Origin of the sequence: Novosphingobium resinovorum (assembly GCF_001742225.1) — a bacterium.
Classification (GTDB): Bacteria; Pseudomonadota; Alphaproteobacteria; order Sphingomonadales; family Sphingomonadaceae; genus Novosphingobium; species Novosphingobium resinovorum_A.
Genome location: NZ_CP017075.1, coordinates 3,576,685 through 3,589,992 on the forward strand (window position 1 = coordinate 3,576,685; position 13,308 = coordinate 3,589,992).

Consider the following 13,308-nt stretch of genomic DNA (forward strand, 5'->3'; position numbering starts at 1 on the left):
AGTCGCGCACGATCCCGGCATATCAACGCTGAGCGACCACGATCAGCGCGGTTGAAGGGATCGGCAATACGGAGCGTTCGCCCGCCATCTGCCTGACCTCGGTAATAACTTCTGCCTTTTCCCCATCATTGAGGCTCGTCCAGTCGGGCGACATGCCGAACAATGTATCGGGATCGTCGAGTGCCCCGACGTCGAGCTCATAATCATGCGTCACTGGCTCGATCCGGGGATCGCGATAGCCCGCAAGGATCATTTCGCGAGCGAAGTTCCCCGGATCGCTGAGGACGCCGACGGCTTCCGGCATTGCCATGCCATCACGGCCGGGGAAGAGCTTTCGACGGATATCTCCGAGCAGAAGAAAGGTCGCGGCACCGCGTTGTTGCCAGGTTGCCACGATGCCGTGGCCGCCAGGGCGCGTAACGCGGGCCATTTCGGCCAACCCCTTGCGCCAGTCGGGAAACATGATGACCCCGAAGATCGAGAAGACGGCGTCGAACCCTCCGTCTGGGAGCGCAAGGTTTTGCCCATCCATTGTCTTGGCCTCGACATTGGGGTGACCGGTGGCGGCGATACGAGCGACCATGCCTGGAGAAAAGTCTGTTGCCAGCACCTTCGCGCCTGTTCGCGCGGCAGCCAGTGCCAAAGCACCGGTGCCTGCGGCTATGTCCAGCACGTGGCTGTCGGACCCGAGGGATATTCTCGCAACCGCCGCCTCGGCATAGCGAGCAGTGAAGGGGTGCGCAGTCTTCTCATAGTGCCGAGCGGCAGCATCCCAGTGATCAGGGTTCTCGAACTCTCGCATTTCGAACGCTCCACGAATCATGTAACATAATAAGTATCGTGAAACATGATGCTTGCCAATCCGGCTGGAATGCGAAGAATCGAAATATGCGTAATGACAGTCGCCTTTCGCGAATGCTCCACGTGCTGCTCCATATGGCGCGGCATGAGGGGGCAATGACGTCCGAAACTATCGCAGAGATGCTGGGAACCAATCCCGTTGTCGTCCGACGCACGATGGCTGGTCTGCGCGAGGCAGGGTATGTGCGCTCGGAAAAAGGGCATGGTGGCGGTTGGGCCATCGCGGCAGACTTGGAGACCGTGTCGCTCCTCGACGTACATCGAGCGGTAGGAGGACCACGCATCTTTGCTATCGGCAGCGAGCATTCCAATCCTGATTGCGCGGTTGAGGCGGCTGTCAACGAGGCGCTGGCGGAGGCGCTTTCGGAGGCGGAGGCTTTGCTGGTCGCCCGGCTGGGTGCTGTGAAGCTCGCTGACCTGGGCCGAACCTTTGATGCGCGCAGCGCTTCCGAGATGGCGAGTGCACATTCAGCCTGATCGGCCTTTCTTCCAACCCTGCATGCGCCCCACGATCCGGTCCAGCGGCAGGCTGAGGCCAGTTGGCGGGTTGCATGCGCCAGCCGCAAGACAGGCCTCAATGTCGCTTATGGTCTCGCTCGTCGCTTCTTGCGGTACGGTGTAGATGTACACGAAGCGTAGCACGCATCCCCGGATCATGGCCCGGATAAGCGGCAACCGACGCTCTATCCCGTCGAATGACGGGACAGGGCGTGGCTGGTGATCAGAACGTGTAGCGTGCGCCGATCTTGAACGTGCGTGGTTCGATCACGCGGCTGAGACGTCCTTCGACCGGGCCATTGGTGTCGAACGCCGGGATGTAGGATTCGTAGTAATAGGCGATATCCTTGTCGTGGCTGTCGAAGATGTTCAGCACCTCACCGTAGATCTCGATCTTGCGGCCCTTCCATGCGGCGCGGGCGTTTACGATCGTGCTGCCTTTGTCGCGCAGCGAGTTGTCCTCGATCAGCGGGTAGGGGCCGAGATGCCGGACGCGCACGCTCGCCTCCCACGGATCGAGCACGATCGCCGCGCCGGCGGAGACCGCGTTCTCGACCGCGTTGGGAATGCGATCTCCGTTGTCGTAGCGCGAGTGGCTGGCGACATAGCTGCCGTCGAGCGCCAGCCACGGCAGCGGGCGCCAGAACCCGACCACCTCGTAGCCATGACGCTTGCTGGCGCCGGTCGGCTCCACCGCGTTGGAATCGCCGACGAAGCGCAGTTCGCTGCCCACGTCGAGCCACCAGTACGTCGCGGTCAGTGAGACGGTGCCCAGTTGCAGGCGCCCGCCAAGTTCCTTGCCAGTGCCGCGCACCAGAACGGGCACGGGCGATTCCACGTTCACCGCACCGCGCACGTCGTTGGAATGGAAGCCGCGGCCCCAGTTGGCATAGACTTCGAACTGCGGGACGATCTCGTAGGCTGCCGATACCTTGGGTGAGACGATCGAATCGTGTCCGCTGCCGGTTCCCAGTTCGGTCGCCATGGCGTCGCGCGCGCGGACGGCGTAGTGGTAATAGTCGCCTCGCAGGCCTCCGGTTAGCCTGAGGCCGGGCACCGGCTTCCAGGTCGCTTCGCCATAGAGCGCGCCGGACAGTTCCTCGACGTGATATCGACCCAACGAGGACAAAAAGGCGCGGGTTTCGGTACGATTCACCCCGACGTTGCCGATGTGATCGTAGCGGTTTTCAGTGCCAATGCTCAGTTGCAGCGTCGAGCCCAAAGCCCATTGCTTGCGCGCGGTGACACCCACGACCCAGCGCTTGTCGAACTGGTCGATCTGCGCGCTGGTGCTGTCCGGATCGGCATAAGTTGGGTTCGAATACATGTTCCAGTCGTAGTACTGGGCATAGACATTAGCGCTCCAGTTCGGCTGTCGCACCGCGACGTTGCCGACGAAGCGCGTTGTGCGGCCACGCGCCGAAGGATCGGGGGAGCAGAATTCGTCAGGGCACAGCGCACTGCCGATGATCCGCTCGGGGATCTGCTCGGTCGGCCGCCAAGTGGCGTGGTAGGCGTGGAGCGATGCTTCGACGGTGCCTTCGCCAGCGGACGCGATGTACTTCGCAAAGCCGGAGTAATGCCGCAGATGCTCGGCCTCCTGCCAGGGACCATCATAGCGCTTGGCCTGCCCCACCAGCGTGAGACTGCCACCCGCCACATCCTTGATGTTGCCACCGGCGGCCAGCCGCCCCGACTTGTACGATCCACCCTCTACCGAGATCCACGGGCGGTCGAACCCATCGATGGTCGTCATGTAGGCCGCGCCGGCCAGTGCAAAGTCGCCGCCATCTGCGCGGTACGGCCCCTTGCGGAAGTCTTCGCGGGCGACGATCTCGGGGATCAGGCCGTTGAGATCGAGATAGCCTTGGCCATGCCCGTGGCTGCGCAGGTTCATCTGCACGCCATCTATATAAGTCGTGAAGTCGGTGCCGTGATCGAGGTTGAAGCCGCGCAGGAAGTACTGGTTGGCCTTGCCGCTGCCCGAATGCTGCGCCGCTACCATGCCGGGCACCGCCTCAAGCAGTTCGGCGACCCGCAGAAGCGGACGGACCAGCAGGTCGGAACCGCCGACGCTGCCCTCGCTGGCGGCATGGGCGGTGCCGATCTTGGCCTCGCCGCGTCCGAACACCACGATTTCGCCGGAACCGCCATCCGCGCCGCCGGCGGATGCCTCTTCGGCGCAGGCGGGCATCGTCGCCAGCGCCATTGCGGTGCCTGCCACGATGCGCACCAGCGCAGCGCTTTTCATCAAATTCATCATCATTCCCCCCGACGCCTGCGACTGGGTGGGAGGCTTGCCGCCATCAAGACGGTCGACGCGCGCCGGCGGTCGGACGCCGCGGGCGACCGTCTGCGCGAACCGATGCGGCCTCCACCGCTGGTTCGTCGCTCGAACGGAATGATTCCGGGCCTTGGCCACCCCCTGGACCACGGCATGAGCGACCAGACGCAGGCAGGTCTCCTGGCTCACGGGTCAATGCGACGATGCAAGGCCTTCCCAGGCCTCGCATGTTGCAGCGTCCGGCCCAGTGACTGGCGGCAGGAACCTTTGCCCCACCGCACATATGCATCGCGCTCACCGCTTACAGTTGCAGGGACAGCCTCGGATTCGAAGGGCATGCCTTCTCACCGTGTTCCCTTTTAAGCCTCTTTCGAGGCACCAGCGCGATCTTGTCTGCACCAATGAAGGGCAGATATGGCGCGCTATCTCAAACGGTTTCACGGCACAAGCCTGTCTGTATGGCGTCCAGGTACGGCCTGTATCCTGAACTCCCGACTAGCGATGCCAGGGCTAACGGGCCGCTCCGGGGAGCAAAATTTGCTTCCGAGCGCGTGGCAAGGGTCGGCGGCGGCCGGATCGATTGTCGAATTGCGTGAAATTTCGGTCATCGCTGTGCTAAAGTCGCCTCCGTGCCATGCATCGCAGCCGATCGCAGAACTCTGGTCGCCAAGACGTCGTTGCGCTGCTATCGCCTTTCATCCTGCACCCTGAAACGGGTTCTGCGGCCTTGCGTGCTACGTTCACTCGCGAGGATAGGTTTCTCGGACTTAGCTTAAGGTACTTAAAAGATGACATTCGACAGGGGAAATCGCGGCCAAGGTCGCGACCGGTTCGGCGGCGGCGATGATCGTTGGAGCGGCGGCAACGATCGCTTTGGCGGTGGTGACCGCTTCGGTGGCGGCCAGCGTGGCGGCTTCGGCGGATCGCGAGGCGGCGGTTTTGGCGGTGGCGGTGGCGGTTCGCGCGGCGGCCCGGGCCAGGTTGTCGGTCAGGGCCGTGGGACGGTCAAGTTCTTCAACCCCGACAAGGGTTTCGGCTTCATCCAGCTTGAAGGCGGCGGCGACGATGCATTCGTGCACATCAGCGCCGTGCAGTCCGCCGGCCTCGAAACGCTGGCGGAAGGTCAGCAGCTGGAATTCCAGCTGGTCGAGCGAGGCGGCAAGATTTCCGCTTCCGAACTGACCATCGTGGGCGAGGTCATCGTTGCCGAACGTCGCGAGCGAAGTGCCGCACCTGTTCAGAATCAGTCCACTGGCGAGAAGGCCACCGGCACCGTCAAGTTCTTCAATAGCATGAAGGGCTTCGGCTTCATCGTCCGCGATGACGGTCAGCCTGATGCGTTCGTGCATATCAGCGCCGTCGAGCGCTCCGGTCTGCATGGCCTTTCGGAAGGCGATCAACTCGAATTCGAAATCGAGATCGATCGCCGGGGCAAGGCGTCGGCCGTGAATCTGGTCCAGCGCTGACTGATCTGGCCATGGCTGCCGCAGGAGGTCATGGCCTCATCTCGGGCTTTCCTCGATCGCATCGCGATCGGCGACGGACATCGAGCGGCTTATGTCGAAGGCCTTGATCAAAGCTGCCTTCGACAGGCCGACTGCGGGACGAGGGACGTGTTTCCTTGATTCGAACGTGCAGCATGCGGGCGGACCAGCTTCCTCCTGGAACCGATGTCCGGCCGCATTGCTTGAACCTTAGACCTGAAGTGGTTCATCCCTGCCTGTAGGCCGCCCTTCACCGGCATCATCAGGCTGATGATCTGAGAACCTAGCCTTGTCCTGGCGTCACCATCGTCATGAAAAGGCCAATAACGACAACGGATTGCATGACTAACGACGATCGCAGCGGCGACAACGACTCTCCTCTTCTCGACCTGGACAAGGGTTCGGTCCAGCGGTTCATCGCGCGCGCCAAAAGCCAGGGCGTCATCACGGTCAAGGAGTTGAATGCCGCGCTGCCGCAGGACCAGATGACCACCGATCAGATCGAGGACATCATGGCCGCGATCTCGGAAATGGGCGTCAAGATCGTCGAGAACGACGATGATGACGATGAGGACGGTGAGCAGGAAGACGGCGTGGAAGCCGTCGATGGCGGCGATGACGATTCCGGTTCGGATACCGGGTTCGACGAAGGCAATTCCCGGCGCCGCCCCGGCGAGACCCGCAAGGCGGACACGCTCGCCCGTTCCGACGACCCGGTCCGCATGTACCTGCAGGAGATGGGCGCGGCCGAGATGCTCAGCCGCGAGGGCGAGGCTGCCATCGCCAAGCGCATCGAAGCCGGCCGCGACATGATGATCATGGGGCTTTGCGAAAGCCCCATGACCTTCCATGCGATCATCGGCTGGTCCGAAGCGCTCAACAACGGCGACATGCAGCTTCGCGAGATCCTCGATCTCGACGCGATGCTCTCCAAGGAGCCGCAGCCCGAAAATTTGGCCGAAAACGGTGAGGGCGATGGCGACGGCGAGATTTCCGCTGCCACCGCCGGGCCTTCCTTCAAGGACGATGACGATTCCGGCGAGGACAACTCGGAGGAAGTCGACGAGGACGGCAATCCGATCCCCAAGCGGCAGGTCGAGGACGATGAAGAGGACAACACCCTCTCCCTCGGTCAGATGGAAGCCGCGCTTACGCCGGAGGCGCTGGAGAAGTTCGCGCTTATCACCGAACTGTTCCGCACCTTCGAGCGCCTGCAGAGCGATCGGCTCGACGCGCTGGCGCTGGGAATCGATTTCCCGGTCGCCAAGGAAGACCAGTACCTGCAACTGCGCGAGGATCTCACCGCGCAGGTGGAATCGGTGCAGTTCCATGCGGCCAAGATCGAGTATCTGGTCGACAACCTCTACACCTTCAACCGCCGCCTGACGACGCTGGGCGGGCAGATGCTGCGTCTGGCCGAGCGGCACAAGGTGAAGCGCGCCGATTTCCTCGAAGCCTACACGGGCCGCGAACTGGACGACGCCTGGGTCGCAGAAGTGGCCGGGAAGGACAAGAAGTGGGCTGCCTTCGCAGAAAACGAGGCTGAACCTGCCGAGCGCATCCGTCTGGAAGTCTCGGACATCGCCACTGCCACCGGCATGGCGCTCCCCGAGTTCCGCCGCATCGTGAACATGGTCCAGAAGGCGGAGCGTGAAGCGCGCATCGCCAAGAAGGAAATGGTCGAGGCGAACCTGCGTCTGGTGATCTCGATCGCCAAGAAGTACACCAACCGCGGTCTGCAGTTCCTGGATCTCATCCAGGAAGGCAACATCGGGCTGATGAAGGCGGTCGACAAGTTCCAGTACCGCCGCGGCTACAAGTTCTCGACGTACGCGACCTGGTGGATAAGGCAGGCGATCACGCGTTCGATCGCGGATCAGGCTCGCACGATCCGCATCCCGGTCCACATGATCGAGACGATCAACAAGCTGGTGCGCACCAGCCGTCAGTTCCTCCATGACCAGGGCCGTGAGCCCACGCCCGAGGAAATGGCCGAGAAACTGTCGATGCCGCTCGAAAAGGTGAAGCGGGTTCTGAAGATCGCGAAGGAGCCTATCTCGCTCGAAACGCCGATCGGCGATGAGGAAGACAGCAGCCTTGGCAACTTCATCCAGGACGAGAACGCCGTAATCCCGGTGGACGCGGCGATTCAGGCCAACCTGAAGGAAATGATAACTCGCACGCTGGCATCGCTGACCCCGCGTGAGGAGCGTGTGCTGCGCATGCGCTTTGGCATCGGGATGCCAACGGACCATACCCTGGAGGAGGTCGGACAGCAGTTTTCGGTGACTCGCGAGCGTATCCGACAGATCGAGGCCAAGGCGCTGCGCAAGCTCAAGCATCCGAGCCGTTCACGCATCATGCGAGCGTTCCTCGACTAAGCACAGGCCGTTCAACATCACAGGCACGCGGCCGATACGGACGCAGGGCGATCCCCCCGTCCGTGTCGGTTGGCATCGTTCGTGGTTCAGATCAGGCGAAGCGTACGCGGTTGCCGTCGCGGCGGAAGTCGTCCTTGCGAATCACGCTTGTCGTGTAGTCGCGCGACAGGACGGTGCTGACCGCGACGAAGTTGGCTGTGCCGGTCTTACGGCCGAACTGCATGCGGACGTAGCCCTGATGCATGTTGTCGGTCCATACCACCTCAGGCATGTGATCGGCGTAGGCCTTATCGAGCTTGGGCGACATGTCCTCGCCAAAGCCGCTGTCCATGAAATCGCCCGGGGAGGAAATGCCCGCCGTACCGAACTCGATGCCCGTGGGGCGTCCCTGTGCATCGGCCAGGTCGTTGGTCCAGAAGCTGTGGCTGTCACCCGAGAGGAACACCAGATCGCCCGCACCTGCGCGGCGCGACAGGGCATAGAACTGCTCGCGGGCCCAAGGGTAACCGCCCCAGGCGTCGGTGTAGTCGGGCAGGTTCCAGCGGCCGCGCCACGCCAGCGAGACATGCGGGTCGGCTGCCAGCTTCGCCAGTTCCTCCTTCGTCTTCGCAGCGGCGAGTTTGGGGAACGGGTCGGGCAGCACGCCCAGCTTCGCAAGGTCGGGCACGTTGAGGCGGCCGATCACCATCGGACAGCCGATCACGCGCCAGGGCTGTCCGTCCTTCACCGAACGGGCGAGAGCGGCCTCCAGGTCCGTTTCCAGTTCGGGCGAGATCAGCGGACGGTTCGGGGCGCCGAGGACGTCGCGCTTGAACTTCTCGGCCGAGGCGTCGTCGACGATTTCCTGCGCATGGTCGAGGTATTCGATCTGCTTCGCCCGCGCGGTGTGGCGCGTCTCCAGCGTGTGCAGCAGGGCGAGGTCGCCGAAGCGGTAGGCGCGCCAGAACTGCATGCGGGTGCGGCCCTTGACGTCGAGCCATTCCGGTTCGCGCACCGGCATCCATTCGTAATAGGCGCGGATCGAGGCGGCGCGGCGCGTGGCCCAGTCGCCCTCGGTTTCGGGCTGGTGGTTCTGGGCGCCGCCGGTCCAGGGGTTGTTCGCGCTCTCGTGGTCGTCCCAACAGGCGAGCAGGGTGTGCTGCGCGTGCATCGCCAGCGATCCGGCGTCGGTCTTGTACTGCGCGTGGCGGGTGCGGTAGTCGGAGAGGGTGACGATCTCGTGCGCGGGGGCGTGCTCGCGGCCGATGGTGCGGGCGATGTTTTCACCCCAGCCGTCCTTGCCGCCGTATTCGTAGATGTAGTCGCCGGTATGGAGCACGAAGTCGATCGCCGGATCCTTCGCGATCGCATCGTAGGCGTTGAAGAAGCCGAAGGCATAGTTGGAGCACGAGGCGAGGGCGATGCCGAGCGTATCGACCCGGCCTTCGGGCAAGGTGCGGGCGCGGCCGATCGGCGACACCGATTTGCCCATGCGGAAGCGGTAGAAGAACGTACCGCCCGCCGGAAGGCCGGTGGCGAGCGCCTTGACGGTGAAGTCACGCTCCGCGTCCGTGCGCATCGTGCCGGACTTCAGGATCTTCACGAAGGCGGGGCTATCGGAGAGTTCCCACTGCACATCGGTGGCGGCGGGCACAGTCACGCGGGTCCAGAGCACCACGCTCGAAGCGTCGGGGTCACCGGCGGCGACGCCGTGCCGGAACACCGGGTTCACCGCTGTGGCGGCGAGGGCGGAAATCGGCAGCGCCATGATCGCCGCTCCTCCTGCCATACCGGCCAGCAGGGCGCGGCGGGAAACCTGATGGGCTTGGAGCATGGTCATGGCGGGCAATCCTGTGTTCTGGTGTGCTGTGCTGCAAAGGAAAAGGACGGGCCGGCGTCCCCCCGAACGCCGACCCGCCCCTCGCGCTACCGTCAGAAGTCGGCGGTGACGCTGAAGACCATCGTGCGCGGAGTGCCGATCCAGGCGTAGTTGCCCGAAATGCCGCCGAGGTAGTCCTCGTCCGTCAGGTTGGTGATGTTGAGTGCGAAGGTCAGGTCCTTGAGCGTATCGGTCAGGCCCTCGCCCTTCACCGCGACCGAAAGGTCGGTGATGAAGGAGTTCTTTGCGGTCCAGGCGTTGCTCGCATTGACGAAGCGGTTGCCGGTGTACTTGCCGGTCAGGCCCAGGGTGACGGGGCCGTAGTTGTAGGTGCCCGACAGCACCCACATGTCCTTGGGAATGCCCGCGACGCGGTTGCCCGCCGTCACGCCCTGTTCCGCGTCCAGTTCGGCATTGCCGGTGCCGCGGTACTTGGCATCGATGTGGGTGTACGAACCGTAGAGGGTCAGGCCGTGAACCGGGCGGACGTTGGCGAGCAGTTCGAACCCCTCGGAGTCGATGCCGCCCGCGTTGAAGAAGCGGCCGTCGCCTTCGCTCAGGTAATCCGGTCCGGCCGAGGTCGAGCTGGGCACGAAGATCACCTGATTGGAGAACTTGCTCTTGAACCATGTAGCCGAGGCGTTGAACATGCCGTTGGAGTAGCGCGCACCGGCTTCCCAGTTCTCGGCGGTCTCGGGCTTGATGCTGGAGAACGCGTCAGCACTGTATTCGAGCAGCGTATCGGAGAGCGCCTTGAAGTTCTCCGAGTAGCCGCCGAACAGGTCGAGGCCGGTCATCGGCTCGACCTGGACGCCGCCGGAGAGCAGCACCTTCGACTTCGACTTGACGCCGACGTTGGAACTCTCGCCGAACAGGTCCTCGCGGTCGAGGTGGTTGATGAACTGCTTGACGCCGAAGTTCGCGGTGACCGGGCCGAACTGGACCTGGTCCTCGGCGTACCACTTGAAGGTGGTCTGCGGATACTTGCGGTCGTACTGCGTCCAGTAGGGCGTGGCGTCATAGGCCGGGCCGACGCGGGTGTCGCTGACGTGGTGCCAGTCGCGCCATTCGCGGCGGTGGGTGTCCTCGTACCAGACGCCGCCGCGCAGGGTGTTCTCAAGCGCGCCGAACTGCATGGTCCAGGCGCTGTCGAGGGTGCCGCCGAGGCGGTCCTTGCGGTAGTGGGTGTGGCGGAACGACTGCTGCTGGATGGCGCCAGCCGCGGTCGGCGCGACGATCTGGCCGGCGGCGTTGGTCGCGAAGTAGGTCGGCGTACCCGAACCGGCGGGCAGGGTGGCCCACCATGCGGGCGTGCCCTTCACCGTAGAGGTGCCGTTGATCTCGCTCTGGACGCCCGAGGTGTCCTGTCCGACGTTGACGATGTAGGGCGGCGCCCAGTCACCGCGCCCGGCCATGTCATGGTAGTAGACCGAGGCCTTGAGATCGAGCGCGTCGGCGATCTTCGTCTCGGCCTTCAGGTAAGCGAAGAAGTTCTTGCGGGTGGTGCCCCAGACGCCGCGATAGTTCTGGTCCACCGCCGGAACGCCGGTCCACACGCCGTTGAGGCCGTCCTGGTGCGGGCTCGCGGCGTACTGCTCGGGCGAGTACATCTGGTCGTAATTGTTCTCGTAGGCATCATCGTAGCTGGCGTAGCCGGTGAACTTGACGGGCGTATCGACGATGAACTTCATCGCGAAGTTGTCACGCGTGTTCTTGGCCGAGCCTTCCATCCAGTCGGTTGCCTGCTGGTGGCCGTAGGAGAACCAGGCCTTGGCAACGCCGCCGATCAGGCCGGTGTCGAAGCGGCCGTAGTAGCGGCTGGCGTCATAGTCGCCGACCGAGCCGGACAGGCGCACGCGCATGTCGTCGATGGGGTCGGCGGTGACGAAGTTGATGGTGCCGCCCAGCGCCTCGTTCGAGCGTGAGGCGATGTCGGCGGTGCCCTGGAACACCTCGACGGTGCCGATGTTGGCGGTGTCGATGAAGCGGTTGGCCTTGGAGCCGCCGCCGTAGCCCGAACCACCGTTGGGCAGGCCGTCGATGGTGATGCCGACCTGCTGGGTGTCGAGGTTGGTCTGGTAGCCGCGGATCGAGTAGGTCGTCGACCAGTCGTCGAAGCCGAAGGCGTCGCCCTCGTTGACCTGCACGCCGGGCAGGGTGCCGATGAGGTCGATGGCCGAGGCGATCGGCGACTTGTCGTCGATCAGCGTCTCGTCGAGCGCGGCGTTGTTGTAGGTGGTGCGCTGGCCGGTGACGACGATGGCGTCGGCGGTGTCCGCGCTGTCGTAGGCCGCGGCGTCGGCGGCTGCCTCGTCTGCAAACGCCGGAGTGCTCGCGGCGATGGCGGCAAGGCTCGTGCTGAGAATGTAGATACGGCGGATCGAAATGGCGCGCATGGCTTGGTGAACCCCCTGTAGCGTTAAGCTTGTGCGGCGCAGCATCTGCGCGCTTATTCTGACGCCCTGCAGTCAATTCGGAGACGTTTTACAGTCGGTTTCGCGACACCTTTGTGACGTGAAAGCGCCAGCCGTCCCAGGTTTCGGGGCGATGATCGAAAGTTACACGCCGCATAGACCCGACTTTGTGCGTCTGCGTACGAGAGAGCCGCTTCATGGCGTTTCGAAGTCGCTGGCATGTCCGCTGCGTGACGGGCTGCATCACCGTCACAAACCCGAAATGACCCGTCCATAGAGGCCACCGCAACGAGACGGCTGGCGGCGTCGGAAGGACATGCAGGAACCATTGCGCATAGCGATCCCCATTCACAGCTTTGAGCCGGGCGGCGTCGAGCGCGTCGCCCTCGGCCTGGCTGCGCAATGGCGCGAAGCGGGGCACGAGGTTACCGTGGTTCTCGGCCGTCCGGGCGGCGCGGGCCTGTGCAGTGCGCCCGCGCTCGATTACTGGAGCCTGCCCACGCGGCCCAGGTTCCAGCAGGCAACGGCATCGTGGCGAACGCCGTGGATGGTCCACACGCTCTACAGTTTCCTGATCGAAAACCGTGTCGACGTGGTGTTCTGCCCCGGCAATACGTACGCGGTGATCGGCGCGGCCATGAAGCTGCTGATGGGCCACCACGCCCCGCCGATGCTGCTCAAGATCAGCAATGCGCTGCACCGTCCCGACATGTCAGGGGCCATGCGCCGGGGCTACGGCGCCTGGCTGCGGGCGCAAGGCGGGCTGTTCGATTCGCTGGTCGCGCTGTCCGAGCCGATGCGCCGCGAAGTGCGCGAGTGTATGCTGGCGCAGCCGCGTCAAGTCGAGGTGATTGCCAATCCGATCCTCAATCGTCGCCGTTTGATCCAGCTTGGCCGCATCGAACGGCGCGCGCCTTCGGCCTGGGGCATGCGCTACCTCGCGGCGGGGCGTCTCGCGCCGCAGAAGAACTTTGCGCTGATGCTGCGGGCCTTCGCCGCCGGAGCCCGCGCCGGTGACCGCCTGACCATCGCCGGGGACGGCCCCGAACGCGGTCCTCTCGAAGCGCTCGCCGGTTCGCTGGGCATCGCCGGGCAGGTCGCGTTTCTCGGCCATGTCGCGACGATCGACCCGCTGTTGGCCGAACACGACGCGCTGCTGCTCAGCTCCGATTACGAGGGCCTGCCCGGCGTCGTGGTCGAGGCGCTGGCGGCAGGCATGCCGATCCTCGCCACCGACTGCTGCGTCAGCATGGCGAGCCTGCTCGACCACGGTCGCACCGGCCTGATGGTCCCGGTGCGCTGCCAGGATGGCTTCGCGCAAGGGATCGCGGCCTTGCGCGACTTGCGCGGCGATCCGACGCGCGCCCGCGCCGTCGCCGCGCACTACGAACTCGAAGGCGCCGCGCGCCGCTACCTCGACCTGATGCGCGCGGTCGTCTCGCGCCGCGAAGCCGAGCGCCGCCGCGACCTTGCCCTCAGCACGCTGGCGCCCTGCCGGTCGCTGCGGCGCTCCCAGTGACTGTCACCC

General features: G+C 64.3%; 8 protein-coding genes and 1 riboswitch. Of the genes, 4 read left to right on the forward strand and 4 right to left on the reverse strand.

The window, feature by feature from the left end; genetic code table 11:
* Window positions 1–22 precede the first annotated feature (22 nt).
* Window positions 23–802: a class I SAM-dependent methyltransferase gene (locus BES08_RS16690; RefSeq protein ID WP_069709312.1), complete on the reverse strand. Its 780-nt coding sequence runs from the start codon at window positions 800–802 to the stop codon at window positions 23–25.
* A gap of 86 nt (window positions 803–888) precedes the next feature.
* Here BES08_RS16690 and BES08_RS16695 point away from each other — a divergent pair, with 86 nt between their 5' ends.
* Window positions 889–1,338 (forward strand): Rrf2 family transcriptional regulator, encoded by a 450-nt coding sequence (locus BES08_RS16695; protein WP_069708984.1) that lies wholly within the window; start codon window positions 889–891, stop codon window positions 1,336–1,338.
* Between the two features lie 244 nt (window positions 1,339–1,582).
* Here BES08_RS16695 and BES08_RS16700 read toward each other — a convergent pair whose 3' ends face one another.
* Complete coding sequence (locus tag BES08_RS16700; RefSeq protein ID WP_069709313.1) at window positions 1,583–3,625, reverse strand: TonB-dependent receptor; 2,043 nt, start codon at window positions 3,623–3,625, stop codon at window positions 1,583–1,585.
* 171 nt (window positions 3,626–3,796) lie between these two features.
* Window positions 3,797–4,041, reverse strand: a riboswitch (cobalamin riboswitch).
* Between the two features lie 390 nt (window positions 4,042–4,431).
* On the opposite strand from BES08_RS16700, the gene BES08_RS34595 reads away from it, so the two are divergent.
* Complete coding sequence (locus BES08_RS34595) at window positions 4,432–5,109, forward strand: cold-shock protein (RefSeq protein WP_069708985.1); 678 nt, start codon at window positions 4,432–4,434, stop codon at window positions 5,107–5,109.
* Window positions 5,110–5,468: 359 nt separating this feature from the next.
* A complete protein-coding gene (rpoD, locus tag BES08_RS16710) occupies window positions 5,469–7,508 on the forward strand; it encodes an RNA polymerase sigma factor RpoD (RefSeq protein WP_036526135.1) in 2,040 nt (679 codons plus the stop codon).
* Window positions 7,509–7,599: 91 nt separating this feature from the next.
* Here rpoD and BES08_RS16715 read toward each other — a convergent pair whose 3' ends face one another.
* Together BES08_RS16715 and BES08_RS16720 are read right to left on the reverse strand one after the other, a co-directional pair.
* On the reverse strand, window positions 7,600–9,327 hold the full coding sequence (locus BES08_RS16715) for an alkaline phosphatase D family protein (protein ID WP_069708986.1): 1,728 nt from the start codon (window positions 9,325–9,327) through the stop codon (window positions 7,600–7,602).
* Window positions 9,328–9,419: 92 nt separating this feature from the next.
* Window positions 9,420–11,762 (reverse strand): TonB-dependent receptor, encoded by a 2,343-nt coding sequence (locus BES08_RS16720; RefSeq protein WP_069708987.1) that lies wholly within the window; start codon window positions 11,760–11,762, stop codon window positions 9,420–9,422.
* Between the two features lie 346 nt (window positions 11,763–12,108).
* On the opposite strand from BES08_RS16720, the gene BES08_RS16725 reads away from it, so the two are divergent.
* Complete coding sequence (locus BES08_RS16725) at window positions 12,109–13,299, forward strand: glycosyltransferase (protein ID WP_083274769.1); 1,191 nt, start codon at window positions 12,109–12,111, stop codon at window positions 13,297–13,299.
* The last annotated feature ends 9 nt before the right edge of the window (window positions 13,300–13,308 follow it).

Bases quoted from the DNA above. Each gene is read 5' to 3' on its own strand.
- BES08_RS16690 (WP_069709312.1), bottom strand. From the start codon at position 802: ATGCGAGAGTTCGAGAACCCTGATCACTGGGATGCTGCCGCTCGGCAC.
- BES08_RS16695 (WP_069708984.1), top strand. From the start codon at position 889: ATGCGTAATGACAGTCGCCTTTCGCGAATGCTCCACGTGCTGCTCCAT.
- BES08_RS16700 (WP_069709313.1), bottom strand. From the start codon at position 3,625: ATGATGATGAATTTGATGAAAAGCGCTGCGCTGGTGCGCATCGTGGCA.
- BES08_RS34595 (WP_069708985.1), top strand. From the start codon at position 4,432: ATGACATTCGACAGGGGAAATCGCGGCCAAGGTCGCGACCGGTTCGGC.
- rpoD (WP_036526135.1), top strand. From the start codon at position 5,469: ATGACTAACGACGATCGCAGCGGCGACAACGACTCTCCTCTTCTCGAC.
- BES08_RS16715 (WP_069708986.1), bottom strand. From the start codon at position 9,327: ATGACCATGCTCCAAGCCCATCAGGTTTCCCGCCGCGCCCTGCTGGCC.
- BES08_RS16720 (WP_069708987.1), bottom strand. From the start codon at position 11,762: ATGCGCGCCATTTCGATCCGCCGTATCTACATTCTCAGCACGAGCCTT.